The organism is Pseudomonas sp. W15Feb34 (assembly GCF_023127765.1).
In the GTDB taxonomy this organism is placed as follows: domain Bacteria; phylum Pseudomonadota; class Gammaproteobacteria; order Pseudomonadales; family Pseudomonadaceae; genus Aquipseudomonas; species Aquipseudomonas synxantha_A.
Map to the genome: position 1 here is coordinate 15,779 of NZ_SPKN01000009.1, position 25,894 is coordinate 41,672.

General features: G+C 59.0%; 20 protein-coding genes. 9 read left to right on the forward strand and 11 right to left on the reverse strand.

Annotated features, from left to right (window positions below; genetic code table 11):
- Positions 1–22 precede the first annotated feature (22 nt).
- Positions 23–1,441: a TIGR00366 family protein gene (locus tag E4O97_RS04040; RefSeq protein ID WP_032878044.1), complete on the reverse strand. Its 1,419-nt coding sequence runs from the start codon at positions 1,439–1,441 to the stop codon at positions 23–25.
- Positions 1,442–1,627: 186 nt separating this feature from the next.
- Between E4O97_RS04040 and E4O97_RS04045 the strand changes: the two genes are divergently transcribed.
- Positions 1,628–2,917 (forward strand): MFS transporter, encoded by a 1,290-nt coding sequence (locus E4O97_RS04045; RefSeq protein ID WP_216090703.1) that lies wholly within the window; start codon positions 1,628–1,630, stop codon positions 2,915–2,917.
- A 108-nt stretch (positions 2,918–3,025) separates the two neighbouring features.
- On the opposite strand, the gene E4O97_RS04050 is transcribed toward E4O97_RS04045, so the two are convergent.
- Complete coding sequence (locus tag E4O97_RS04050) at positions 3,026–4,000, reverse strand: DUF4917 family protein (RefSeq protein ID WP_216090704.1); 975 nt, start codon at positions 3,998–4,000, stop codon at positions 3,026–3,028.
- Positions 4,001–4,316: 316 nt separating this feature from the next.
- Here E4O97_RS04050 and E4O97_RS04055 point away from each other — a divergent pair, with 316 nt between their 5' ends.
- From E4O97_RS04055 to E4O97_RS04070, 4 genes are all read left to right on the forward strand, one after another.
- A complete protein-coding gene (locus tag E4O97_RS04055) occupies positions 4,317–5,222 on the forward strand; it encodes a cation diffusion facilitator family transporter (RefSeq protein ID WP_032878042.1) in 906 nt (301 codons plus the stop codon).
- A 109-nt stretch (positions 5,223–5,331) separates the two neighbouring features.
- Positions 5,332–6,558, forward strand: a complete 1,227-nt coding sequence (locus E4O97_RS04060; RefSeq protein WP_032878041.1) for a TolC family protein — start codon at positions 5,332–5,334, stop codon at positions 6,556–6,558.
- A 19-nt stretch (positions 6,559–6,577) separates the two neighbouring features.
- The gene (locus E4O97_RS04065; protein ID WP_078820219.1) at positions 6,578–7,684 is read left to right on the forward strand and encodes an efflux RND transporter periplasmic adaptor subunit; all 1,107 of its coding nucleotides are present in this window, start codon (positions 6,578–6,580) and stop codon (positions 7,682–7,684) included.
- A gap of 17 nt (positions 7,685–7,701) precedes the next feature.
- Complete coding sequence (locus tag E4O97_RS04070; protein WP_078820220.1) at positions 7,702–10,845, forward strand: CusA/CzcA family heavy metal efflux RND transporter; 3,144 nt, start codon at positions 7,702–7,704, stop codon at positions 10,843–10,845.
- A 59-nt stretch (positions 10,846–10,904) separates the two neighbouring features.
- Here the strand turns inward: E4O97_RS04070 and E4O97_RS04075 are convergent, their stop codons facing one another.
- The 3 genes from E4O97_RS04075 to E4O97_RS04085 all read right to left on the reverse strand — a co-directional run bounded on the left by E4O97_RS04075 (position 10,905) and on the right by E4O97_RS04085 (position 14,685).
- Positions 10,905–12,359, reverse strand: a complete 1,455-nt coding sequence (locus tag E4O97_RS04075) for a heavy metal sensor histidine kinase (protein WP_078820221.1) — start codon at positions 12,357–12,359, stop codon at positions 10,905–10,907.
- Positions 12,356–13,030 (reverse strand): heavy metal response regulator transcription factor, encoded by a 675-nt coding sequence (locus E4O97_RS04080; protein WP_005784544.1) that lies wholly within the window; start codon positions 13,028–13,030, stop codon positions 12,356–12,358. The genes E4O97_RS04075 and E4O97_RS04080 overlap by 4 nt, the downstream gene beginning before the upstream one ends.
- Positions 13,031–13,365: 335 nt before the next feature.
- Positions 13,366–14,685 (reverse strand): OprD family porin, encoded by a 1,320-nt coding sequence (locus E4O97_RS04085; RefSeq protein WP_248160877.1) that lies wholly within the window; start codon positions 14,683–14,685, stop codon positions 13,366–13,368.
- 226 nt (positions 14,686–14,911) lie between these two features.
- On the opposite strand from E4O97_RS04085, the gene E4O97_RS04090 reads away from it, so the two are divergent.
- The gene (locus tag E4O97_RS04090; protein WP_003188305.1) at positions 14,912–15,244 is read left to right on the forward strand and encodes a DUF2790 domain-containing protein; all 333 of its coding nucleotides are present in this window, start codon (positions 14,912–14,914) and stop codon (positions 15,242–15,244) included.
- Positions 15,245–15,340: 96 nt separating this feature from the next.
- Positions 15,341–16,657 carry a PAS domain-containing methyl-accepting chemotaxis protein gene (locus E4O97_RS04095; RefSeq protein WP_032878035.1) on the forward strand — a complete coding sequence of 439 codons (1,317 nt, stop codon included), beginning with the start codon at positions 15,341–15,343 and terminating at the stop codon, positions 16,655–16,657.
- Between the two features lie 153 nt (positions 16,658–16,810).
- On the opposite strand, the gene E4O97_RS04100 is transcribed toward E4O97_RS04095, so the two are convergent.
- Positions 16,811–17,047: a hypothetical protein gene (locus E4O97_RS04100; RefSeq protein WP_005784550.1), complete on the reverse strand. Its 237-nt coding sequence runs from the start codon at positions 17,045–17,047 to the stop codon at positions 16,811–16,813.
- A 452-nt stretch (positions 17,048–17,499) separates the two neighbouring features.
- The gene (locus E4O97_RS04105) at positions 17,500–18,309 is read right to left on the reverse strand and encodes an AraC family transcriptional regulator (protein WP_032878033.1); all 810 of its coding nucleotides are present in this window, start codon (positions 18,307–18,309) and stop codon (positions 17,500–17,502) included.
- A gap of 162 nt (positions 18,310–18,471) precedes the next feature.
- Here E4O97_RS04105 and ddlA point away from each other — a divergent pair, with 162 nt between their 5' ends.
- Positions 18,472–19,566: a D-alanine--D-alanine ligase gene (ddlA, locus tag E4O97_RS04110; RefSeq protein WP_248160878.1), complete on the forward strand. Its 1,095-nt coding sequence runs from the start codon at positions 18,472–18,474 to the stop codon at positions 19,564–19,566.
- An 80-nt stretch (positions 19,567–19,646) separates the two neighbouring features.
- Here ddlA and E4O97_RS04115 read toward each other — a convergent pair whose 3' ends face one another.
- The 3 genes from E4O97_RS04115 to E4O97_RS04125 are packed head-to-tail and all read right to left on the reverse strand — an operon-like array spanning position 19,647 to position 23,036.
- The gene (locus E4O97_RS04115) at positions 19,647–20,363 is read right to left on the reverse strand and encodes a polyphenol oxidase family protein (protein ID WP_216090710.1); all 717 of its coding nucleotides are present in this window, start codon (positions 20,361–20,363) and stop codon (positions 19,647–19,649) included.
- Positions 20,364–20,390: 27 nt separating this feature from the next.
- The gene (gene ggt, locus E4O97_RS04120) at positions 20,391–22,220 is read right to left on the reverse strand and encodes a gamma-glutamyltransferase (protein ID WP_078820224.1); all 1,830 of its coding nucleotides are present in this window, start codon (positions 22,218–22,220) and stop codon (positions 20,391–20,393) included.
- 36 nt (positions 22,221–22,256) lie between these two features.
- Entirely contained in the window at positions 22,257–23,036 is a 780-nt protein-coding gene (locus tag E4O97_RS04125; protein WP_032878029.1) for a PhzF family phenazine biosynthesis protein, read from the reverse strand.
- Between the two features lie 323 nt (positions 23,037–23,359).
- Between E4O97_RS04125 and E4O97_RS04130 the strand changes: the two genes are divergently transcribed.
- Positions 23,360–24,583: a hypothetical protein gene (locus E4O97_RS04130; RefSeq protein WP_248160879.1), complete on the forward strand. Its 1,224-nt coding sequence runs from the start codon at positions 23,360–23,362 to the stop codon at positions 24,581–24,583.
- A 576-nt stretch (positions 24,584–25,159) separates the two neighbouring features.
- Here the strand turns inward: E4O97_RS04130 and E4O97_RS04135 are convergent.
- A complete protein-coding gene (locus E4O97_RS04135) occupies positions 25,160–25,849 on the reverse strand; it encodes a DUF5677 domain-containing protein (protein WP_248160880.1) in 690 nt (229 codons plus the stop codon).
- Positions 25,850–25,894 lie beyond the last annotated feature (45 nt).

Here is a 25,894-nt window from a genome sequence, read left to right on the forward strand (position 1 = left end):
AACAGTTGCGGTCACCCGTTATTCAGGGCATCACAGGCGGCAAATATTTCAACGTCGTCCCCAGCGCCCACAACAAGAACAACACCAGCGGCGTGTGCACCAACAACTGCACAAACGAAAACCCGATCAAGTCCCGCGCCTTCAGCCCCAACACCCCCAGCAGCGGCAGCATATAGAACGGGTTGATCAAGTTCGGCAGTGCCTCGGCGGCGTTGTAGATCTGCACCGCCCAGCCCAGGTGGTATTGCAGGTCATTGGCCACTTGCATCACATAGGGCGCCTCGATAATCCACTTGCCGCCACCCGATGGGATGAAGAAGCCCAGCACCGCCGAATACACGCCCATCAGCAGCGCGTAGGTGTCGTGGGAGGCGATGGAGGTGAAGAACGTCGAGATATGGTGCGCCAGGGTCTGGCCGTCACCGCCCTTGACCACCGTCATCAGTGCGGCAATCGAGCCGTACAGCGGGAACTGGATCAGCACGCCGGTGGTGGTTGGCACCGCACGGGCCACGGCATCGAGGAAGCTGCGCGGGCGCCAGTGCAGCAGGGCGCCGACCATGATGAACAGGAAATTATAGGTGTTGAGCCCGGAGATGGCGCTGATCGCCGGCTTGGTTGAGAACTCATGGAACAGCCAGCCGGCCGCCAGCAATGCCAGCAATATCGTCAGCAACGGGCTGTGCTCCAGCCATTCGCCCGGACGCGTCGGCGGTTGTGGCTTGGGCAGGTTAAAGGCCGGGTCGACGCCGCATGCCTTGGCATCGCGGGCGCTGTTGGGGCCGGGCGCGGTGGCGTAGGCGATGATCAGCGACACCACGATCAGCGCCAGAAGCAGCACACCGGATTGCCACAGGAAGATCGTTTCGGTGAACGGGATCATCCCGGTGATCGACAGGATCGACGGCGGCAAGCTGGCCGGGTTGGCCTGCAACTGCGCGGCTGACGACGACAGCCCCAACGCCCACACGGCACCGAGGCCCAGGTATGCCGCAGCGCCGGCGGCGCGGTAGTCCATGCGCAAATCGGTACGACGGGCCAACGCCCGCACCAGCAAACCGCCGAACACCAGGGACAAGCCCCAGTTGAGCAACGAGGCCACCATGGAAATCAACGCCACCCAGGCTACCGCCGAACGACCGTTCTTGGGGATGCGCGCCAAGCGGTCGATCAACTTCACCGCGGGCGGCGAGCTGGCGACTACATAACCGCCGATCACCACAAACGCCATCTGCATGGTGAACGGGATCAGGCTCCAGAACCCGTCGCCAAATGCTTTGGCCGCTTCGGCGGGCGCTGCGCCCATGCCCAGGGTCGCCACGGCGACGATAATCACCGCGAGGGCGGCAAACACCCAGGAGTCGGGAAACCAGCGCTCGGCAAAATTGGAACAACGCAGAGCAAATCGAGCGTAACGGCTTTCTTCGATAGCATCGGCCATGAAGCTTTCCTCTTGTATTTATTATGGGGTTTGGCAGTTTTACGGCATGTTCCTCTACCCCCATTGATTTGGGAATGTAGTTATCTTCAACGATCAATGAGTAAAGCAAATATATCCGTCGTGATTGCCTTCAATGGGTTCAGCTCATAACCTGCACGCCATTTTGTTTGTCTGCCGAGCCTGCACATGACTGCCACCTTTTCCCCACGGGCGCAGCGTTTTTCCCGCTCCGACTACAAAACCCTGGGCCTGGCCGCCCTCGGTGGAGCCCTGGAAATCTACGACTTCATTATTTTTGTGTTTTTCGCGCTGACCCTCAGCCAATTATTTTTCCCCCCGGAAATGCCTGAGTGGCTGCGCCTGTTGCAAAGCTTCGGCATCTTCGTGACTGGCTACCTCGCCCGTCCGCTGGGCGGCATCCTGATGGCGCACTTTGCCGACCACCTGGGGCGCAAGCGCGTATTCAGCTTGAGCATCCTGATGATGGCCTTGCCCTGCCTGCTGATCGGCATCATGCCGACCTACGCGCAGATCGGCTATTTCGCACCCTTGATCCTGCTGGCGCTGCGCGTGCTGCAAGGTGCTGCAGTGGGCGGCGAAGTGCCCAGCGCCTGGACCTTCGTCGCCGAGCACGCGCCGCGCCAGCACCGTGGCTACGCCTTGGGCTTCCTGCAAGCCGGCCTGACCTTCGGTTACCTGCTGGGCGCATTGACTGCCACCTTGCTGGCGCAAGTCTTCACCCCGGCCGAAATCCTCGACTATGCCTGGCGCTTGCCCTTCCTGCTCGGCGGCGTATTCGGCGTGATCGGCGTATGGCTGCGTCGCTGGCTCAGCGAAACCCCGGTGTTCCTCCAAATGCAGGCGCGTCGCCAGGCCGCCGCCGAAATGCCATTGCGCACCGTGCTGCGCGAGCATCGCGCCGTGCTGTTGCCAGCCATGATCCTGACCTGCGTACTCACCTCAGCCGTGGTGGTGCTGGTGGTCATCACCCCGACCATGATGCAGAAAACCTTCGGCATGAGTCCCAGCCACACCTTCGCCCTGAGCGCGTTGGGCATCGTTTTCCTGAATATCGGCTGCGTCCTCGCCGGCTTGCTCGTGGACCGCATCGGCGCCTGGCGCGCGGTGCTGGTCTACAGCCTGTTGCTGCCGGTAGGGATTTTTATCCTGTATGCCAGCCTGATCAGCGGCGGTGTGTGGCTGGGCGCGGCGTACGCCGTGGCAGGCTTGAGCTGCGGGGTGGTGGGCGCGGTGCCGTCAGTGATGGTCGGCCTGTTCCCGGCGCAGGTGCGGGTGTCGGGGATTTCCTTCACCTACAACATTGCCTATGCGCTGTGGGCGAGTACTACGCCGCTGCTATTGATCGCGCTGATGCCGACCAGCCCGTGGGTCTGCGTGGGGTATTGCGTGGTGATGGGGGCGGTGGGGGTGGGAACCACGATCGTCTTTCGTAATTTAGGCTACGCGAACTACTAATGTTTTTTTGAGTGTCAATACTCAACCTGCCCCCCCTCCCATAGCCAAATTTCTGCTGATAGGAGGGGGAGATAGTTTTTAATCTTTTGCTTACGGAACTTTAACTTGTTATGGGCCCCAGATCGGTGTCGTTTCGGCCTGGAAGAATTCTATATCAAATCCGAAAAATTGATGTTTTGCTCTCATCATTGTCTGTTGATTTTCTTTGCTTTCAGCTTTTCCGTAGATACTAATGAAAATTTTCTCCACTTGAGCCTCCTTTATTTCTTCAAATATATGTCTGTCGTTGTCTGCTATAGAGTGGCCATAGATGAAGAGTGTGCCGTTTAAGTCTCTAAGCTTTCGTAGGCAATAATTTAAATAGGGGTTGTGTTCTATCCGTGCGCGTTTTTTTGCATGGGTCGGCTCCGCAACAAACAGGGGGAATTTCCCGTGCTCTAAGTTTTCTCTGACCTGGTCAATTATGGGGATTCCATCTTCCGTACATTTATGCTTTTTTATACCGGACACAGTATCATAAATGTGCAGTCCCCCATGAAGAAAGTGGACCTCCTGGTTAGTACCATGCCCTACCCAGGATGTTGGGTATCTGAAGCCGTCATCGGTGGAGTAGCGCTCTGGAGGTAGGTTGTTTTTATTTTTTGCCCAGTAAAGCAATAGGTCATAATTCAGTGTGAATATTTGGTTGAATGAACATAGAAACTTTCGTGCTGTGGTGTATTGTTCATCAGAAATATTGCTGGGTAGTGGAGGGTGAGTGTTGGAGATGGCGTTTATAAGTGCTGACTTCAGTACTTCTTGATCTCGCTTTACGGTTTCTATGAGTTCTGGGTTCGCTTCGTAAATTTCTAGTACAAGCTGTGTGGAAACCAGTCGTTTCATGACTTTTTCAAAGTCATAAGTGTTAAGTTGTTTAAATAGCTCTTTAAGTTGAAATTCTCGATCTCCGAAATTAGCAGCTTGAAGCAGATACTTGTAGTTGAAGATCTGGTGGTTCCACGCTTGAGAGAAACCGTTTGCGAGTAATACTGAGGGCTTTTGGCCCACGGGTACTGATTGCATCGCGTCGCTGTAGGTGATCACCTTCACGCTCCCTGTGAGTAATGTTTAAGGCACAATAATTTGCGTGATGACTATATGCCATTATTCGATCGCTGAGGCAAGACTATGTATTACGTGTGAGGTTTAAGAACTTTCTCCGACAATAGGCACCAGGATGGCAAGGTGCCAGAGCAAGCAAGTCGTACCTGATAGAACTGCCCCAGCGTGTCCATGAACGATTTTGGTGCGCTCAACGCTAACGACGTTCTGGCGTGCAGATGACAATTTTGCAAACCATGCCCGTGGATCTGGCCTATAGCTCTATGATCCGTTTCCTCCCAACCCACAAGGACATCCCATGAGCGCAGGACACAGCCACGCCCAAGTACGCGCCGGCCACGAACGCAAGTTATGGATCGCCCTGGGGCTGACCGGCAGTTTCATGCTGGCCGAAGTCATCGGCGCCTTTATCACCGGCAGCCTGGCACTGTTGTCGGACGCGGCGCACATGATGACCGACGCCCTGGCCCTGGCGATTTCCCTGGTGGCGATCCAGGTCGCCAAGCGCCCGGCAGATCGCAAGCGCACCTTCGGGTATGCGCGGTTCGAGATTCTGGCGGCTGCGTTCAATGCATTGCTGCTGTTCGCCGTGGCGTTCTACATCTTGTACGAGGCTTACCTGCGGCTGCAGACGCCCGCCGAGATCCAGTCCACCGGCATGTTGGTGATTGCGCTGCTGGGGCTGGTCGTCAACCTGATCTCCATGCGCCTGCTCAGCGCGGCCAGCGGCGAGAGCCTTAACGTCAAGGGTGCCTATCTGGAAGTCTGGAGCGACATGCTCGGCTCCGTCGGCGTGATCATTGCCGCGCTGGTGATCATGTTCACCGGCTGGGGGTGGGTCGATTCCGTGGTCGCGGCCGCCATCGGCTTTTGGGTATTGCCGCGCACCTGGACCCTCCTCAAGGCGAGCATGAACATCCTGCTGCAAGGTGTGCCGGAAGGCGTCGATATCGAGCAGGTGGAGCAGGCCATCCGCAGCGTGCCTGGGGTCAGGGACGTGCACGACCTGCACATCTGGGCCCTCACCAGTGGCAAGAATGTGCTGAGTACGCATTTGGTCGCGGATGCGTCCCAGGGCACTGAGCAACAGATCCTCAGCCGAGTGACGGAGTTACTGCACGAGCAATTCGATATTTCCCATGCCACGATCCAGGTCGAGGGCGAGGGTTTTCAGCATGACGATCACGACGACGTGCATGCCTGAGCCTGGCTAACGGATTTGTAATCTTTCACCCACGGCCCTGATAAGTACCGACAGCTACATTGCCCCCGCTGGGACACCTCAGCGACTTCATGGGCGTGGAACTCTCGTTATGGCAATTTCCGTTAGAACACTGTTGGGGGCGGCAGCATTGGCATTGTGGATATCCGCAAACGCCGCCCAGGCACAACCCCTCACCCTCGATGCAGCGCTGCAAACCGCCTTCGCCAACAACCCGGACCTGGCGGCCGCACAATGGGAAATCGACATCGCCCAGGGCGGCCGCCAGCAGGCCGGCTTGATCCCCAACCCTGTGGCCTCCTGGGATGCCGAAGACACCCGCCGCAACAGCCGCACCACCAGTATCAAACTCAGCCAGACCCTGGAACTGGGCGGCAAGCGCGGTGCGCGCATCGAGGTGGCCACCCGCGCCCAGGACGCCGCCGCGCTGACCCTGGAGCAGCGCCGTAACCTGTTGCGCGCCGAGGTCATCGACAGCTACTACGGCGCCCTGCGCGCCCAGGAGCGCCTCGACCTGGCGCAACGCTCCATGACGCTTGCCGAGCGCGGCCTGGTGGTCGCCAACGGGCGTGTCACCGCCGGCAAGTCGTCACCGGTGGAAGCTACCCGCGCCCAGGTGCAGGTGTCGGAAATCCGCCTGGAATTGAACCGCGCACAGATTGGCCTCACTGATGCCTACCGTCGCCTGGCCACCAGCACCGGCAGTGCGGCCACCGACTTCCAGGCCGTCGCCACGCCAAACACCTCCGCGCCGGCGTTACCCGCCGCCGCGCCTTTGCTGGCACGTCTTGAGCAAACCGCCGAACTGCGCCTGGCCGAACTCAATATTGTGCAGAACGAAGCCAGCGTGGGCCTGGAAAAAGCCCAGCGCATTCCGGACCTGGATGTGTCCATTGGCAGCCAGTACGACGCCAGCGTGCGCGAGCGGGTCAACCTGGTGGGCGTGTCGATGCCGATCCCGCTGTTCAACCGCAACCAGGGCAACATCCTCGCGGCCACTCGACGCGCCGACCAGGCCCGCGACCTGCGCAACGCCGCCGAGCTGCGCCTGCGCACCGAAACCCGCCAGGCCCTGGACCTGTGGCAAACGGCGAACACCGAAGTGCGTGCGTTCAACCAACAGATCCTGCCTGCCGCACAGAGCGCGGTAGACAGCGCCACCCGTGGTTTCGAGATGGGCAAGTTCAGCTTTCTCGACGTGCTCGACGCCCAGCGTACCTTGATCGCGGCCCGCACCCAGTACCTCGCGGCGACGGCCCAGGCCACCGACGCCTGGGTGCGTATCGAACGAATTTACGGCGACCTCGCCCGGTTTTGATTTTTCCTGGAGTCCCCTGATGAACAAAAAACATGGCATGGCGCTCGCCGTCGCCTTGGGCCTGCTGCTATCGGGCTTGGCCCACGCCGAGGAAGAAGAAGGCAAACTTGAACTCACCGAGCAGCAGATCCAGGCCGCCGGTATTCAACTGGCCCAAGCGCAACCGCGCTCGATCAGCACGGTGCTGACGCTGCCCGGCGAGGTGCGTTTTGATGAAGACCGTACCTCCCACATCGTGCCCCGTGCTGCGGGCGTGGTGGAAGCGGTGAACGTCAATCTGGGCCAGTCGGTAAAAAAAGGCGAACTGTTGGCGGTGATCGCCAGCCAGCAGATTTCCGACCAGCGCAGTGAGTTGGCGGCCAGCCAGCGCCGGGTCGAACTGGCGCGTACCACCTTTGAGCGCGAGCGCCAGTTGTGGCAGGACAAAATCTCCGCCGAGCAGGATTACCTGCTGGCGCGGCAAACCCTGCAAGAGGCCGAAATCGCCCTGAACAATGCGCGGCAGAAGATGACCGCCCTCAGCGGCAGCGCAGTTCTGGCCGGTGGCAATCGCTATGAACTGCGGGCGCCGTTCGCCGGGGTGGTGGTGGAAAAACACCTGGGCGTGGGCGAGGTGGTCAGTGAAACCAGCAACGCATTCACGCTCTCGGACCTGTCTCAGGTGTGGGTCACCTTCGGTGTCTTTCCCAAGGACTTGAACAAGGTCCGTGTAGGCAAACCAGTAAAAGTCAGCTCGACGGAAATGGGCACCGAAGTGCTGGGCACCGTGGCGTATGTCGGCAACTTGCTCGGCGAGCAAACGCGTACCGCCACCGTGCGTGTGACGGTGCCCAACCCCGACGACGCCTGGCGTCCTGGTTTATTCGTGGCCGTGCAAGTCGCCACCGATACCTACCAGGCCAAGGTCACCGTACCGCAAGCCGCCATCCAGACCGTCGAGGACAAGCCCTCGGTGTTCGTGCGCACTGCAGAAGGCTTTATCACCCGCCATCTTGAACTGGGCGTCAGTGAAAACGGCTACGTCGAAGTGCGTCAGGGCCTGGAGGCCGGTGCGCAAGTGGCGACGGCTGGCAGCTTCATCCTCAAGTCCGAACTGGGCAAAGGCTCGGCCGAACACGCCCATTGATCTGCGAGTGACTCCCCATGTTTGAGCGCCTTATCCAATTCGCCATCGAGCAGCGCATTATCGTGTTGCTGGCGGTGCTGTTGATGGCCGGTGTCGGCATCGCCAGCTATCAGAAACTGCCCATCGACGCGGTGCCCGATATCACCAACGTGCAGGTGCAGATCAACTCGGCGGCCGCCGGTTTTTCGCCGCTGGAAACCGAGCAGCGCATCACCTTTCCCATCGAAACCGCCATGGCCGGCCTGCCGGGCTTGCAGCAGACGCGTTCGCTGTCGCGTTCCGGTTTGTCCCAGGTCACGGTGATTTTCAAGGACGGCACCGACCTGTTTTTTGCCCGCCAACTGGTCAACGAGCGTCTGCAAGTGGCCCGCGGGCAATTGCCCGATGGCATCGAAACCGCGATGGGGCCGATTTCCACCGGGCTTGGGGAAATTTTCCTGTGGACCGTGGAAGCTGAGGACGGTGCGCGCAAAGAGGACGGTACGCCTTACACCCCCACCGACCTGCGGGTGATCCAGGACTGGATCATCAAACCGCAGCTGCGCAATGTGCCGGGCGTGGCCGAGATCAATACCATCGGCGGCTTCGCCAAGGAGTATCAGATTGCGCCGGACCCCAAGCGCCTGGCCGCCTACAACCTGACGCTCAACGATCTGGTGACCGCTCTGGAGCGCAACAACGCCAATGTCGGCGCCGGTTATATCGAGCGCAGCGGCGAACAGTTGTTGATCCGCGCGCCGGGGCAAGTGGCGTCTATCGATGACATCGCCAACATTGTCATCACCACCTCGGACGGCACCCCGATTCGTGTGCGTAACGTGGCCCAGGTCGACATTGGCCGCGAGCTGCGCACCGGCGCCGCCACCGAAAACGGCCGCGAAGTAGTACTGGGCACCGTGTTCATGTTGATCGGTGAGAACAGCCGCAGCGTGTCCCAGGCAGTGGCGAAAAAGCTCGAGGAGATCAACCGTTCACTGCCCGAAGGCGTGGTGGCGGTCACCGTCTACGACCGCACCAACCTGGTGGAAAAAGCCATCGCCACCGTGAAGAAGAACCTCTTCGAAGGTGCGTTGCTGGTGGTGGCGGTGTTGTTCCTGTTCCTGGGCAATATCCGTGCGGCGCTGATCACGGCGATGGTGATTCCGCTGGCGATGCTGTTCACCTTCACCGGCATGTTCACCAACAAAGTCAGCGCCAACCTGATGAGTCTCGGTGCGCTGGACTTCGGCATTATCGTCGACGGTGCGGTGGTGATCGTCGAGAACGCCATCCGTCGTCTGGCCCATGCGCAGCAGCGTCACGGCCGCCTGCTGACCCGCAGTGAGCGCCTGCACGAAGTGTTCGCTGCTGCCAAAGAGGCGCGGCGGGCGCTGATCTTCGGGCAACTGATCATCATGGTGGTGTACCTGCCGATCTTCGCTCTTACCGGGGTGGCCGGGAAGATGTTCCACCCGATGGCGTTCACGGTGGTGATTGCCTTGCTCGGCGCGATGATTCTGTCGGTGACCTTCGTACCGGCGGCGATTGCGTTGTTCGTCACCGGCAAGGTCAAGGAAGAAGAAAACTTCGTCATGCGCAGCGCACGCCGGGTGTATGACCCAGTGCTCAATTGGGTGATGACGCGCCGCCCCTTGGTATTTGGCCTGGCGCTGCTGACCATCGTCGTATCGGGCCTGGTCGCCAGCCGTATGGGCAGCGAATTTATCCCCAGCCTCAGCGAGGGCGACTTCGCCCAGCAGGCGCTGCGCGTACCTGGCACCAGCCTGACGCAATCGGTGCAGATGCAGCAGCAATTGGAAAAAACCTTGCTGGCCGAAGTGCCGGAAATCGAGCGGGTATTTGCGCGCACCGGTACGGCGGAAATCGCCTCCGACCCGATGCCGCCGAACATCTCCGACAGCTACGTGATGCTCAAACCCAAGGACCAATGGCCGGACCCGAGCAAGTCACGCGAGGCGATCATTGCCGACATCCAACGCGCCAGCGCGATTGTGCCGGGCAGCGTGTATGAGCTGTCGCAACCGATCCAGCTGCGTTTCAACGAGCTGATTTCCGGGGTGCGCAGCGATGTGGCGGTGAAGGTGTTTGGCGATGATATGGCCGTGCTCAACACCACTGCCGGGGAAATCGCCGAGACCTTGCAAAAGCTCAACGGCGCCTCGGAAGTGAAGGTGGAACAGACCTCCGGCCTGCCGGTGCTGACCATCAATATCGACCGCGATAAGGCCGCTCGCTTTGGCCTGAATGTGGGCGATGTGCAGGACACCATCGCTGTCGCCGTCGGTGGGCGTCAGGCCGGTACGTTGTACGAAGGTGATCGGCGTTTCGACATGGTCGTGCGCTTGTCCGACGCACTGCGCACAGACATCGAAGGCTTGTCACGGTTATTGATTCCGGTGCCGGCGCTGGCCGGTAGTACCTCGGGACAACTGGGCTTTATCGCCTTGTCCCAGGTCGCCAGCCTCGACCTGGTGCTGGGCCCCAACCAGATCAGTCGCGAGAATGGCAAGCGCCTGGTGATCGTCAGCGCCAACGTGCGTGGGCGTGATATCGGCTCGTTTGTCGAGGAAGCCGAAGCGGCCATTGCCACTCAGGTGAAAGTGCCCGCCGGTTACTGGACCACCTGGGGCGGGCAATTCGAGCAGTTGAAAGAAGCCTCCGAGCGCCTGCGTATCGTGGTGCCGGTGGCGTTGCTGCTGGTGTTCGGCCTGCTGTTCATGATGTTCAACAACCTCAAGGATGGCTTGCTGGTGTTCACCGGGATTCCGTTCGCGTTGACTGGTGGAATCATGGCGCTGTGGCTGCGGGATATTCCGCTATCGATTTCGGCGGGGGTGGGCTTTATCGCTTTGTCGGGTGTGGCGGTGCTGAACGGCCTGGTGATGATCGCCTTTATCCGCAACCTGCGCGAAGAAGGGCGCTCGTTAGCGGTGGCGATCCACGAAGGCGCGCTGACCCGCTTGCGCCCGGTGCTGATGACTGCGCTGGTGGCGTCCCTCGGGTTTATCCCCATGGCACTCGCCACCGGCACCGGCGCCGAAGTACAACGCCCGTTGGCAACGGTGGTGATTGGCGGGATTATTTCCTCGACCTTGCTGACGTTGCTGGTGCTACCGGCGTTGTACCAATGGGCTCATCGCCGCGAGGAAGAGACCGCCTGACAACCTTGAATGCACCACAAAACCAATGTGGGAGGGGGCTTGCTCCCGATGGCAGTGGGTCAGTTGATACATGTATTGGCTGACACACTGCCATCGGGAGCAAGCCCCCTCCCACATTGGACCGGTGTTGGCTTCAGGGGAAAGGCCAGGCTGAACCGCGTGAAACGCCCGAGCTGGCTGGTCACATGAGCGTGCCCCTGGTGCAGGTGCATGATCGACTTGACGATAGCCAGCCCCAACCCGGTGCCACCCTCGGCGCGGGTACGACTGCTGTCGGCGCGGTAGAAACGTTCGAACAGGTGCGGCAGGTGGTGCGCGTCGATGCCTCGGCCGGGGTTGCCCACCGACAGCGACACGCTCTGGCCATAGGTTTCCACCAACAGCAGGATGCTCGAACCTTCTGGCGTATGGCGTATGGCATTGGAGAGCAAATTGGAAATCGCCCGCTGGATCATCAGACGATCCCCCGTCACCCAGGCCTCGCCGCGCAGGCTCAGGGTGACTTGCTTGTCTTCGGCACTCAGGGCAAACAGCTCCATCACTCGCTCGGCCTCTTGCCCCAGGGATACGTCGGTGAATGACGCCCGCGCCGCCGGATGGCTGACCTGGGCAAGGAACAGCATGTCGCTGACAATACGCCCCAGGCGTTCAAGCTCTTCGGTGCTGGATTCCAGCACCGCCTTGTATTCCTCCGGCGGGCGCTGGCGCGACAGGGTCAGTTGAGCCTTGCCCATCAGGTTGGTCAGCGGGGCGCGCAGTTCGTGGGCCAGGTCATCGGAGAATTGCGAGAGTTGCTGTACGCCCGCATCCAGGCGGTCGAGCATCACGTTGAAGCCTTGGGCCAGTTCCCCCAGTTCGTGGGGCAAATTGTCGACGGACAAACGGTGTGTCAGGTCCTGGGTGGTGACCTTCGCCGCCACCTGGCTGAATTGCTTCAACGGCGCCAAGCCGCGTTGTACCAACCACCAGGCACCCATGCCGATCAGTATCAACAGCAGCGGCAGCGCAATCAGCGTGGCGCGCAGATAGGCGCTGAGCAGTGCCTGGTCGTCTCTGCGGTCCAGGGACAGCAGCACCCGCACGCGTTCACCGCTGGCCAGGCGCATCAGGCTGGAGGCGCTGAGCACCTGGTTGCCGTCGCTGTCGGTCCAGTTCAGGTAGCCGAGGGTTTCCCGCGGTTTGAAGTCGGTGAGCAACGGCGATTGGGGCTTGGCGCCGATGTTCAGTAACACGCGGGTGTCGGGCGCGGTGCCGACGATAGTCAGGTAGAAATTGTCGTGGCCGATGACCAGGTCCAGCAGCGCATGGGGACGAGCGCGAATGGCCTGGGCGTCGAGCCCCAGGGACAGGCTGTGCTGGAGCTGTTCCATCTTGCTTTCCAGGCCCTTGCGCGCCAGTTTTTCCAGTTCATGGGTGAGGGCCAGGTAGGCCAGGGTGGCCAGCAGCAAGACCAGGCCCGCGCCCATCAGGCTGACGGTCAAACCCAGGCGCATCGACAGGCTGCCGGTTTTCATGGACGCGCCTCCAGCACGTAGCCGACGCCGCGAATGGTGTGGATCAGCTTGACCTCGCTCTGGTCGTCGACCTTGGCGCGCAGGCGGCTGATGGAGACTTCCACCACGTTGGTGTCGCAGTCGAAATTCATATCCCACACCAGCGAAATAATCTGCGTGCGGGTCAGCACTTCACCGCTCTGGCGCATCAGCACCTGCAGCAGCGCGAACTCCTTGGTGGTCAGGTCGATGCGCCGAGTGCCGCGATAGGCGCGGTGGCGACGCGGGTCCAGTTCCAGGTCCGAGACGCGGAACACTTCCGGCTGGGGGATGTGTTCGCTGCGCCGCAACAGGGTGCGCACCCGCGCCAGCAGCTCGGGGAACTCGAACGGCTTGACCAGGTAATCGTCGGCGCCCATGTCCAGGCCCTTGATCTTGTCCGCCAGCCTGCCGCGGGCCGTGAGCATCATCACCCGCTGGTTGCCGTTGCGGCGCAGTTGTTCCAGCACTTGCCAGCCATCCTTGCCCGGCAGGTTGACGTCCAGAATCACCAACTCGTAGGCATGCTGCTCGGCCAGGTGCAGGCCATCAATGCCATTGGCGGCGCAGTCGGCCACGTAGCCGCTTTCGTTCAAACCCTGTCGCAAATAGTCAGCGGTTTTTTGCTCGTCCTCAATCACAAGGATACGCATGGGGGTTACCTCTTGAATGATGGAGAGAAGGCGCCCATGTCCTTATGGCGGCTGTTATCAAAGTGGGAAAAGTCTGAAGGCTAAAGTAGCTTTAGGGTCAACTGCGACCATCGGTCGCATAGCCCGGCGCACAAAAAAAACGCCCCAAGCGGGGCGTTAAAAATTCATCTCTTTCCAAAGGAGCTACACAAAAGCTTCAGAGATGAACGTGCTCGGTAAATAAGTTGGCGCGAGTATAGAAAGTTGAAACTAACGAGAAGCTGAGGCCAATATTACAATTTTGATAACCGGCTATTTGTGAACAGATGTTAGTTAATCGCGAGCGAATGTAAGTGTCACAAAATGGCCAGTGGATATTCGGCGATCAAGCGAACTTCTTCCAGATCGGACTCAAAGGCGCTGGAGCGCACGGTGGCCTGGCGCAAGCGCAGGGACAAATCCTTGAAACGCCCACTTTGCACCACGTACTTGGCCTCGATATCCCGTTCCCAACGGCGTTGATCGGTCAGCGGGTTACCCGCCGCATCGCGACGCATGTACACGGCGTTGGCGTTGCTGTAGTCGGCGCCGGTGCCCTTGCCGTAGCGGGTCATGAACGACAGGCCCGGGATGCCGAACGCCTGCATGTCCAGGTCGTAGCGCACCATCCATGAGCGCTCCTTGGGCGAATTGAAGTCGCTGTACTGGATCGAGTTGTTGAGGAAGATCGAATCAGACTGGCGCAGGTAGTCGAAGTCATCGTCGCCATTGTTGCGCTGGTGCGACACGGCCACGCTATGGGCGCCGACCTTGACCCCAAGCCTGGCGCTCCAGATGTTGTTGTCGAATTCGCCGAGCCGTTTGCGGCCTTCGTCCACGGCCTTGTAGTAGTTGAAATCGCCGAACAGTGACACGTCGTCGGTCAATGCGTAATTGGCATTGCTGCCGAAGTAGTACTGGTCCCAGGCGTCCTTCAAGCGGCTGCTGTACAGGCTAAAGCCCAGATGGCTGTTGAGCTGGTAGTCACCACCGAAGTAGGCGATCCAGGGCGAGTCGACCTTGCCTGCATAGAAGGTGGCAAAGCCTTTGTTCATGCCGCTTTCACTGGGCTGGCTCATGCCGCTCAGGCGCCCGCCTTGCAGGCTCAAGCCTTCCAGGCTGGTGTTTTGCAGGGTGACGCCGCGAAAGCTCTCGGGCAACAGGCGAGAGTCGCCGTAGGCCACCACCGGGGTGAGTGGGAACACGTCGCCGGCCTTGATCACCGTGTCCAGCACGCGCAGTTTTGCCGCGCCGCCGATTTTGCTGTAGCTGTTTTCCGGCTGGTTGTCGCTGTTCACCGGCAGCACGCCGAACGAGCCTTTGCCGCCGCTGCGGCCGCTGCCCGAGTCAAGCGTAAGGCCGTACATGGCGAACGCGTCCAGACCAAAACCCACGGCGCCCTGGGTAAAACCGGATTCGAATTTGCCTATAAAACCTTGGGCCCAGGCTTCGGAGTAACCATTGCCAGTGGGGCTGGACTGGCCTTTGCGGTCATCGCGGTTGAAGTAGAAATTGCGTGCCAGCACGTTGATGCGGCTGCCCTCGATAAAACCCTCGGGTGTGTCTTGCACCGCCACAGCGGTCAGGGGCAACGCGGCCATCAATGAAAAGGGAAGGGTGTAATGACGAATGCTCATGATGCGCTCCTCGGTGATGGCAGTTATCAGCTTCTTATAGAGGCGGGCGTTCTTATTGATCTGGCCCTGGCTGATAGTTGCAAACGGCGTATAACAGGCGCATTGCATGAAGATTACGATTCTGGAAACTAATGGCCATCTAACAAATAAGTAATGTTCTGGTGAACCTGGCGTCAGGGTGGGTTGGTTAATCTCGACACTGAACTTTTCAGTCGAGGAAACCGCAATGAACTTTTATAAAGTAGGTGTGGCTGTATTAACGGCTGTGTTGTCATTTGGCGCACTGGCCGAAGGGGGCGGGGATCGCACCTTTGCCCTGATGATGGAGCGCAATGAGAAAGCCATGGCCGCCTACGCGATCAAAAAAGGCAAGCCGGTGCCCGAGGTTCAGGCTTACCGCTATGGCATGGACCTGGACATTGCCAAGGTCGTCAACGTGACGCCGCCGATCCGCTCGTGCAACGTCGTGCCGTCGCGCATGACCTATGAAGACTCCAGCGGCAAGCTCAATACCCTGGAATATCAGGTCATGGGCGTATGCCGTAACAATGGCGGTTGAAAATATAGTTCGGCCCAGGGCTCAAGCGCTCTTCAGAAAACCCCGGCAGCGCCGATGCAAGTTAGAACACCCACCTCACTTGCCTAACGGTGCCCCATGTTCAATACCCGCCTGAAGCAGGAGCTGACCGCTCTGCGCGAAGAATTGTCGAGCTTGCTACAGGTGAAAGAGAGCCTGGAAAGCGAAATGCTCGTCCTGACGCTGGACGCCGAGGGCCGGGTGGAGTGGGCGAATGCCAACTTCCTGCAGGAACTGGCTTATTCATTGAGTGAGATTGTGGGGCGTGCAATCGAAGACCTGGTACCGGCCCATGTGCGCCAGGATGAGTTTCAGTTGCGCTTCAAGCACGCCCTGGCCCGCGGCGAACACTTCGCCGGCGCCGTGCGCCTTATGCGTGGCAATGGCAAGGAAGCGTGGTTGCGCTCGATCGTGCAGCCGGTGCGCAGTTCACAGGGGCATATCAAGCATTTTTCGATGTTCTCCAGCGACCTCACCCGCACCATCGAGAGTTCGCGTGAGCATGAAAACCTGATCACCGCGCTGATGCGTTCCACCGCGTTGATCGAGTTCGACCTGGACGGAAACGTGCTCACCGCCAATGACCGCTTCCTCAGCAGCATGGGGTACAGCCTGGCGCAGATCCAGGGTAAACATCACCGTATGTTCTGCGAACCGCAGGAATACAACAGCGCCGAGTACCAGCAGTTCTGGAAGCGCTTGAACGCCGGTGAGTTCGTGGCGGCGCGCTTCAAGCGCGTGGACAGCCACGGTCGCCTGGTGTGGTTGGAAGCCACCTATAACCCTGTGCTGGACGCCAACGAACGGCTGTACAAAGTGGTCAAGTTCGCCACGGTGATCACCGACCAGGTTAACCGCGAGCAAGCGGTGGCCGAGGCCGCCAACATTGCCTACAGCACCTCCTTGCAAACTGATGACAGCGCCCAGCGCGGCACCACCGTGGTCACCCAGGCGGTGGACGTGATGCGCGACCTGGCCCAACACATGCAACAGGCCGGCGAAGGTATCGAGGCGCTGAACGCTCAGTCCCAGGTGATCGGCAGCATCGTCAAGACCATCAGTGGCATTGCCGAGCAGACCAACCTGCTGGCGCTCAACGCCGCCATCGAAGCCGCGCGTGCCGGTGAGCAGGGGCGTGGCTTTGCGGTGGTGGCCGATGAAGTGCGGCAACTGGCTTCACGCACCAGCAAAGCCACCGAGGAAATCGTCGGCGTAGTGCGCCAGAACCAGGACATGGCCCGCGATGCGGTTGCGCTGATGGCCGACGGTCGCCTGCAAGCCGAGCAAGGCCTGGCCCTGGCGGCCGAGGCGGGTACGGTGATTGTGGAAATTCAGGACGGTGCGCAAAAAGTGGTGAGCGCGGTCGGGCAGTTTGCCAATCAGTTGTCGAGCTAAAGAGCACGTTCGGACACCAAACTCGATTTTGGCGACAACAGAACCCAAATGTGGGAGCTGGCTTGCCTGCGATAGCATCACCTCGGTGTACCTGATGTACCGAGGTGTTTGCATCGCAGGCAAGCCAGCTCCCACATGAGTTTTGTCGTGTTTTCAGGTGCGCGGCATGCACTCGATAGTGCGGTTTAGCACGGTCTTGGCCATCTCCAGCAAATGCCACGCGGCATGGATTCTGGCGCGGTCGTGGGGTTGCAGGTGATCGCAACAGTCCCACACGGTGGCAGAGGCGCTGTTGATCAGGTGTGAGATATAGAGTTGAGCGTCTTCGAAGCTGAGGTCTTCGTTGACGACGAGGCAGTCCATGGGTGGATCGGGAAGTGCTTTGGTCATGGTGTAACTCCTATTGGGCATGGGAGCGACCACCAACGCTGCTAAACGTAGGGTGGCAGCTGTACGCGGGTTAGCAGACCGGTCAATAGGAAAACCAGCGCACCCGAAGGTGCCCCGCGCACAGCCACCATAAATGCAGATGTGGACCGTGTGCCTATTGAACTCAGGCTGCTAAACCCGATCACTGAAAAGGCAGTGACGGACCGAAGACTAGCCATCGATTCCAACAGGCACAAGGCGGCAGGGATTGTCTCGGAAACGTCCTGCAATTTAAAGGGACACGGCTTGCTGGCCCTTTACAAACCATGACCAAATGCCAGCAACACCACTACATTCAAAATGTGGGAGGGGGCTTGCTCCCGATAATGGTGTGTCAGTCAATATATTTGTCGCTGATACACCGCTATCGGGAGCAAGCCCCCTCCCACATTGAATGCATTCCAAGTCTTGGATCAGCGTCCGAGCATCTTTACCCAACGCGACGGCGGCATGCCGTAGGTGCTGCGAAATTGCCGGGTCATGTGGCTTTGGTCGGTGAAGCCGGCGGTCATTGCGGCATCCACCAGAGATTGGCCCTGGGCCAACAAGTGACGCACCAGGTCCAGCCTGCGCATGGTCAGGTAGCGGTAGGGGCTGGTGCCGAACAACAAGCGAAAATCCCGCGATAACGCCCAGCGGTCGCGGTCGGCATGGTCGGCTATTTCATCCAGGGTGATGCTGCGGCCCAGGGCGCTGTGGATAAATTCACGGGCGCGTTCGGCGGCCACGTAGTCGAAGGATTTACGGCTGACGACGGCACCGGATGCCTCGCTCAGGGCCTGGGCCAGGTCGAACATGGCGTCTTGCTCTTGCATCGGGTCAATCGGGCAATCCAAGCTTTGCAGCAGCACTTCGCTGGCGCGGTGCAGCCGAGGGTCGGTCGACAGGCCGCCGGGAATGAAAGGCAAGGGTTTGCCGCCGAGGATCTGCTGGATTAGCGCCGGCTCCACATAAATCATCCGGTACTTGAAGCCTTCATCGCTGCCGGCACGGCCGTCGTGGGTTTCGTCCGGGTGAATCACCATGGTGGTGCCGGGCATGCTGTGGGTCATGCCACCGCGATAATGAAAACTCTGCACGCCGAACAACGTGCGCCCGATGGCGTAGGTGTCATGGCGATGGGGGTCGAATGCGAAACCGGCAAAGTACGCCTCGATACGGTCCAGGCCGCTGGCGTGCGGGGCGCGGTGCAGCCAGTCGAGGGAGTGGGTGGGTTTGCCCATGGTGACTTGTCACAGAAGGAGGTGGGAACACGTTAACCGAGTCTGCCGCGGTTGTCTGCCTGGGGTCTTGTACGATTGTGCAGGCGTCGGGTGGTGCAGATTGCTAGCGGATCGCTGACCGCCCGTGTTAAGAAGCCTTACTTTCAACAGTGAGGCCGGGTCATGAGCAAGGTGCGGGTAGGTATTATTTTTGGTGGCCGTTCGGCTGAGCATGAGGTCTCGCTGCAATCGGCGCGTAACATCGTCGATGCCCTCGACCGTTCGCGCTACGAACCCATCCTGATCGGTATCGACAAGGCCGGTCACTGGCACCTCAACGACACGTCGAACTTCCTGATCAACCAGGAAAACCCGGCCCTGATCGCCCTCAACCAATCCAACCGCGAATTGGCGGTGGTGCCCGGCAAGGCCAGCCAGCAAGTGGTGGAAACCTCCGGCCAGGGCTTGCTGGAACACATCGATGTGATCTTCCCCATTGTCCATGGCACCCTCGGCGAAGACGGTTGCCTGCAAGGTTTGCTGCGTATGGCCGACTTGCCCTTCGTCGGCTCCGACGTGCTCGGCTCGGCCGTGTGCATGGACAAAGACATCAGCAAGCGCCTGCTGCGTGACGTGGGTATTGCCGTCACACCGTTCATTACCCTTACACGTCGCAACGCGGCGCGTACCTCCTTTGAAACGGCGGTGAACAAGCTCGGTTTACCGATGTTCGTCAAACCCGCTAACCAGGGTTCCTCTGTGGGCGTGAGCAAAGTCGGCAACGAAGCCGAGTACCTCGCCGCAGTTGAGCTGGCGTTGGGTTTTGATGAAAAAGTGCTGGTGGAGTCCGCCGTTCTAGGCCGTGAAATCGAATGCGCCGTGTTGGGCAATGACCACCCAATCGCCAGCAGTTGTGGCGAGATCGTGGTGAGCAACGGCTTTTATTCCTACGACAGCAAATACATCGACGATCAGGCCGCACAAGTGGTGGTGCCTGCGGCTATCAGCCGTGAAGCCAGCGAACGAATTCGCAGCTTGGCCATTGAAGCCTTTGAGGTGTTGGGTTGCGCAGGGCTGGCGCGGGTGGATGTGTTCCTGACGAATGAGGGCGAAGTCCTGATCAACGAGATCAACTCACTGCCTGGTTTTACCCGCATCAGCATGTACCCCAAGCTGTGGCAGGCGGCGGGCATGAGCTACAGCGAGTTGGTGAGCCGGTTGATCGAATTGGCGCTGGAGCGACATGCGGGGCGCAAGGGGTTGAAGATCAGCCGCTGATTGCTGGTGGCTCGCGGTTCAAGGGCTGCTTCGCAGCCCAGCGGGAGCAACCTCCCTCTCCACAAGGTACGGTATGTCCGTCAGGTCGTACGAGCAATCCACGAATAGATCAATGTCTTCGGCTCCTCCAAGTGATGCGTCCTCCTGCGATAGCTGGCAAACGTCGGTGACGTGCAATAAGTGCACACGTCACTCACCTCGATCTGCTCGCGCTTGACCCCCGCCGCTTGCAGCAACAGCAGCCCATACCCGCTCAAGTCAAACCAGGCACTTCCCGCTTGCCTGGCGTGGGGCGGTGTAATGTGCGGAGCTTGTAGCGGTGTCGGTTGCTCAATGCTCCAGGGCGCCTGGCTGTCCTCCCATAGGTGGCCTTGATCCGCTTGGAACTGGGCAATGAACGTTTCACTCACCTCATAGCAGCAAGGCTTGATCGACGGCCCAATTGCCACCCGCAACTGGGCCGCGCTAATGCCTTCATCGATAAAACGCTGCACGGCATTGCCGATAATCCCGCGTTGCAGGCCCTTCCAGCCGCCATGAATGGCGGCCACTAAATCACCGCCTGCGATCAGGATGGGCAAACAGTCGGCCGTAATGACCGCAATTGGCTGCCGGCTCCGGGTGAACACCCCGTCAGCCTCAATCGTGTTGGCCGGCTGACCCGGCTGCCACTCGATCACTGACGCGCTGTGCACCTGTTTGCAAATAAACACGTCATCGGGGCGCAGCGGATCGTCAATCGAGCAAAAACCGTGATCCACGCCGGGGAGGGCATTGAGGTTACGGGCTTTGTTCACCGTGCATTCTCCTTTGATCAAAACACCCTAGTCGCCCAGCGCCTCGCCTTCACGCCGAGGGTCGGCGCCGCCGCTCAGCGACACCTTGCCCTGGGCATCCCGCGTGCGGACGATGGCCTGCACGCCGCTGGTCATATCGATCTCGCTCAGGGCATGGCCCTTGTCCTTGAGCGCTTGTTTGAGCGCAGGGCTGAACAGGCCGGTTTCCAACTCAGTTGCGCCATTGCGGCTGCCGAAATTCGGCAGGCTGATGGCCGCTTGCGGGTCGAGCTTCCAGTCGAGCATGGCCACCAGGGATTTGCTCACGTACTCGATGATCTGCGAACCGCCCGGGGAGCCCACGGTGGCCAGCAACTCACCATTGTTGCGATCGAACACCAGGGTCGGAGCCATGGCCGAGCGCGGGCGCTTGCCGGGTTGCACGCGGTTGGCCACAGGCTGGCCGTTTTCTTCGGGGATGAACGAGAAATCGGTCATCTGGTTGTTGAGCAAAAAGCCCTGGACCATCACGTGGGAGCCGAACGCCGCTTCCACGGTGGTGGTCATCGACACCGCGCCACCCTGGTCGTCCACCGCCACCACTTGCGAGGTGGAGATGCGCAGCGGCGAGCGATCCGGTGCATACGCCACTTGAACGCCCTCCGGTTGGCCAGGCTTGGCGACCCCCATGCTGCGCTCGCCGATCAGCGCGGCGCGCCGGGCCAGGTAGTTGGGTGCAACAAGGCCGGCAACCGGCACGGGGGTGAAGTCTGCATCGGCCACATACAGGGCGCGATCGGCAAAGGCCAGGCGCCCGGCTTCGGCGATCAGGTGCACGGCCTCGGGTGTCGGTTCAAGCCCGGCCGGCGAAGTACTCTTGTTCGGGGTCATCGGCGCGATCGCCAGGCGCGGGTCGCGGGTCTGCAGCGCCTGCAAGGTGCCAAGGATCTGCGCCACGGCAATCCCGCCAGAGGAGGGCGGCGGCATCCCGCAGATTTTCCATTGTTTGTAGTCGGTGCACAGTGGGGCGCGCTCCTTGGCGCTGTAGCCCTTGAGGTCGGCTACGGACAAGCTGCCGGCATTGTGATTGCCCTGCACCTTGCGTGCGATCTCATCGGCAATCGCCCCGTGGTACAGCGCATCCGGCCCTTCCTTGGCGATGCGCTTGAATACCGCGGCCAGCGCCGGGTTTTTCAACAGCGTGCCGGTGGCTTTGGGCGAGCCATCGGCATTCAGGAAGTACGCCGCCATCTCGGGCGATTGCACAATAAAGCGATCCGCCGCGATCAAGCTATGCAAGCGCGGTGAAATGGCAAAGCCCTGCTCCGACAGGCGGATCGCCGGCTCGAACAGCTTGGCCCATTGCAGATGGCCGCTCTTCTTGTGCGCCATTTCCAGTGCGCGTAATACACCCGGCGTGCCGACAGAGCGCCCGCCAATTTGCGCATCGGTGAACGCCATCGGCGTGCCGTCGGCCTTCAGGAACAAGCGCTCGGTCGCCCCCGCCGGTGCGGTCTCGCGGCCATCGTAGGCCTGCACGTTTTTGCCATCCCATAGCATGATGAACGCACCGCCACCAATGCCGGAAGACTGTGGCTCTACCAGGGTCAGCACCGCTTGCATCGCAATCGCCGCGTCGATGGCCGAACCGCCTTGGCGCAACATCTCGCGTCCGGCTTCGGCAGCCAACGGGTTGGCAGCGGCGGCCATATGGTGCTCGGCGTGGCGGGTACTCAGGTCAGTGCGATAGCCCGAACCCAACTCCGGTGCCGGTGGTTGTTCGGTGACAGACGTGTGGCAGGCCGCAAGGGCCAGGGCTGCTGCGATGACCGTCAACTGACGGCGGGAAGTCAAAAGCACGCGCTGAACTCCGTTCATTTTGAGAATGATCTGTTGTCCTTCGGGAATTGCGTTTTACAGATAAATCGTGCCTTGCATATACAGCACCGCCTTGCCGGAGATAATCACGCGGTCGCCCTTGAGTTCACAGCGCAACTGGCCCTTGCGCTGGCCGCCTTGCTCGGCGGTCATCTGCAACTTGCCCAGGCGCTCGGCCCAGAACGTTGCCAGCGAGGTGTGCGCCGAGCCGGTGACCGGGTCTTCATTGACCCCCACATTCGGGCCGAACCAGCGTGAGACAAAATCAAACTGTGTGCTTTTGGCGGTGACTGCAATCCCACGTTTGGGCAGGCCCTTGAGCCGTGCGAAATCCGGTGTCAGTGCCGCCACCTGCGCTTCATTTTCCACCAGCACGATGTAGTCATCGGTGCCAAACACCTCAGCAGTTTCAATGCCCAGTGCGCTCAACATTCCGGCCGGTGGCTCGCAGCGTTGCGGCTGTTTGGCTGGGAAATCCATCGCCAGTTCATCGCCATTGCGCGTCACCCGCAACTCGCCGCTACGCGTTGCAAAGCGCAGCACTTGCGGCGCATCGGCCAGCATATGAATCAATACCCAGGCCGCCGCCAAGGTGGCATGGCCGCACAGGTCTACCTCGACTTCGGGGGTGAGCCAGCGCAGCTCGTAGAACTCGCCACGGGGTACAAAAAACGCGGTTTCCGAGAGGTTGTTTTCAGCCGCGATACTCTGCAGTTGCTCGTCGGGCAACCATTCGGTGAGCGGGCACACCGCCGCCGGGTTGCCGCCGAAGGGGTGTTGGCTGAAAGCGTCGACTTGGTAGATGTCCAGTTTCATCGGGGCACTCCGCATTTTAGGGAGGCTGGACACTAACAGTGGGGGTGGGGGGCGTCAAAATACAGTTGGGGAGTTTTTTACGCGCACAAAAAAACGGCCTACCTTTCGGTAAGCCGTTTTTAGTACTTGGTGGTACACAGTCATTTGAACCGGACCTATAACATCCAGTATTTATTGGGTAATTTATATTCTGTTTTGGTTAGGCATACACGTGGGCATACACGGCCCTGAGTTCTGTGGTAATCGATGCGCTCCCAAACCGTTGCTTGTTGAACCCAACGCGATTAGCGTTGATGTCAAATTGATTGCAGAGGCTGGGCGTTATGAGCTACAGGGATGTTGGGGATTATTTGTTCAGTGGAAATAGTGCCTCAAATGCGATGACTGGCCAAATCAATGGCGCTTGCGTTGAGATCAGTAAGCTTCCTGAAAAGCGAATTTTAGAAACAGACCCTGATGCGCTAGCGAGTTTTTTCATCGATAAATACGACGTGGAGATTCCAGTTCTCATCCATGAGGGGATCGTCGCGACTCATCACGAGCGAGAGGTGCCGGTTTACTTTAATTGGGATCGAGAGATGAGGAGTGTTCCCGGAGAAGCTTACGATTTTGAAGTGCCCTTTGAAGGAGAGGCTGATGTATTCAAGCTTCGTCCGAACCCATATGACATGTCTCCGCCTCAAGCTGTGGTGCGTTCGCAGCTACTGACCTTTACCGTTGCTGACCGTGCTCTTTCCCCCGAGGCTGTCAAGTCCGAGCTGGACTCTCGCCTCGCAGCAATAGAGAAGTATTTAGAGGCTCACCGACGGCAATGGGGCGGATTTAAACAGCAATTATCTAGCGCTGTCGTGGCTGAGATCGCATCGCGACGAACCAAGCTACTTGAGCAGAAGGACACTGCCTCAAAACTGTCAGGTATGGGAATTCGCCTAAAGGAAAAGCCAGGTGATGCTCGCAGTTATATTCCTCCGGCGGTCAAGCAGAAGGTCATACCCAAATTACCTCCAATGACGCCCGCTCGAGCCTTGGACCCGACTCTCGATCTTAAACAGTACGAGATGATTCTTGGTCTTGTTAGAGGCGCAGGTCACAGCATCGAGCAGAGTTCATCGCGTACCAGAAAGCTCGACGAAGAAGCTCTGCGGGATCTTTTTTTGGTTCCCCTCAATGCTCACTTTGGAACCGCCTCTGGAGAAGCGTTCAACTATCAGGGCAAAACAGACGTGCTGATACGTCATGAAGGCGGAAACTTGTTCGTTGCGGAATTCAAGATTTGGGGGGGAGACAAACGATTTTTAGCAACTATTGATCAGTTGCTGAGCTATCTGACGTGGCGAGATACGAAGGCTGCCATTGTGATGTTCAATCGTAACGCGGGTTTTACTGCGGTCGTCGAAAAAATGCGAGTTTTAGTAAAGGACCATCCGCGATATGAGAGTGGTCCTGTGAATCTTGACGAGACTAGCGACCGTTACATTTTTTCTTTACCGCAGGATAACGAGAGGAAGGTCATCATCTCGCTCTTGGCATTCGATTTAGGATCCTAGCAGTGCATTTGCTTGGCATGAGCCTGAAATGTCGGCGGGGACCCTGAGGGATTCTTGAGTACACGGGGCATGAAACCCGCGGGATCGTGGTAGCGGCAACCACACCAGCTTACTGAAATTTCAATGTTGAAATTGAAAGGATTTTGAAGAAAAAAGCGCATCGTACCGCATTGGTAACGGTACTCGCAGACGGCTGAACGGGTAGGGCATATGCACAGGTGAACAGGGGTTCACCAGATTCACCTGTTCACTAAGCTGGGTGTCTTCCGCGTAACACGATCCGGCGGGTTTCCTACCCCGTACCTTCAAGAATACTCCAGGGGCCCCACTATCGAACCAAAGACAAGAGCATGACCCACCTCGCTTCGCTGGAGGAGCACTATTAATGGGGCTAGGGGAATACCCTAATAAAAACCGTGTTACGGGTGTTACGGGTGTTACATTTTCTCGTAAGTATATGATTTTTAAATGTTTTTATCGCGTTACACACTTGTGACGGGTGTGCCGATATGCGTGTTACTTGGCAAATGGGTGTTACACCATTATTGCGGTCCAGTTCATTTGAAGCGAACTACGTTAAGCCTTCGTATTAAGACCCAACACATCTCGTAAGGATTCGTTATCCGGCCAGTGCCGATGCATCAACCACCAAACGCATGCTTGGCCAATGGCCCGACTAATGCCCCCTATGCCTTGAAGGTGGATGGCGCACAGCTTGTCACTCTCGGACTTCTCGGACGGAGTCTCATTGTGGCCGTGCGTTTCAAGCGATAACAGTCGGTAAAACACTGTATACAAGTCTAGGATGCCAGCTTCCTTTGCTTGCTCCTCGACGCTTCTGCGTTTGCGGCTCTGCTTTGCCTGCTCATTGGCCAAGTAGTCGGCTGTCACGTCTTCTCCCGTATGGTGGTCACGGATCTTGGCGTTGCCTGCTTTCAAATTGATCTTTAAGGCTTTCGCCATTTCCGCTGGACCTGCACCGATCTGAGATTCCGCATTTTCGATCGATCTGATGCTCCAGGAAACCGTGATCAATTGTTCAAGCAAGCTACGGCTCAAGATTCCCAAGCAGGCGGCATTTCGAGCAGCGCCTAACGCCGCTGCTCCACTCACCAGATCTGCCGCACGCTTCAACTGCTGACGAACAAAAATGTCACGCGGATCAGCCGATTCAGAGGACTTCATCTGGGATGAGGCAATTAGGAACGTGGATTGGGTATTCAACGACTCAACCAGTCCATCCATATCTGCTGAGGGGATGCTCATTCGGTTCCTAGACCTTCTAATCTTGAGATGCAGGACAATATTTAA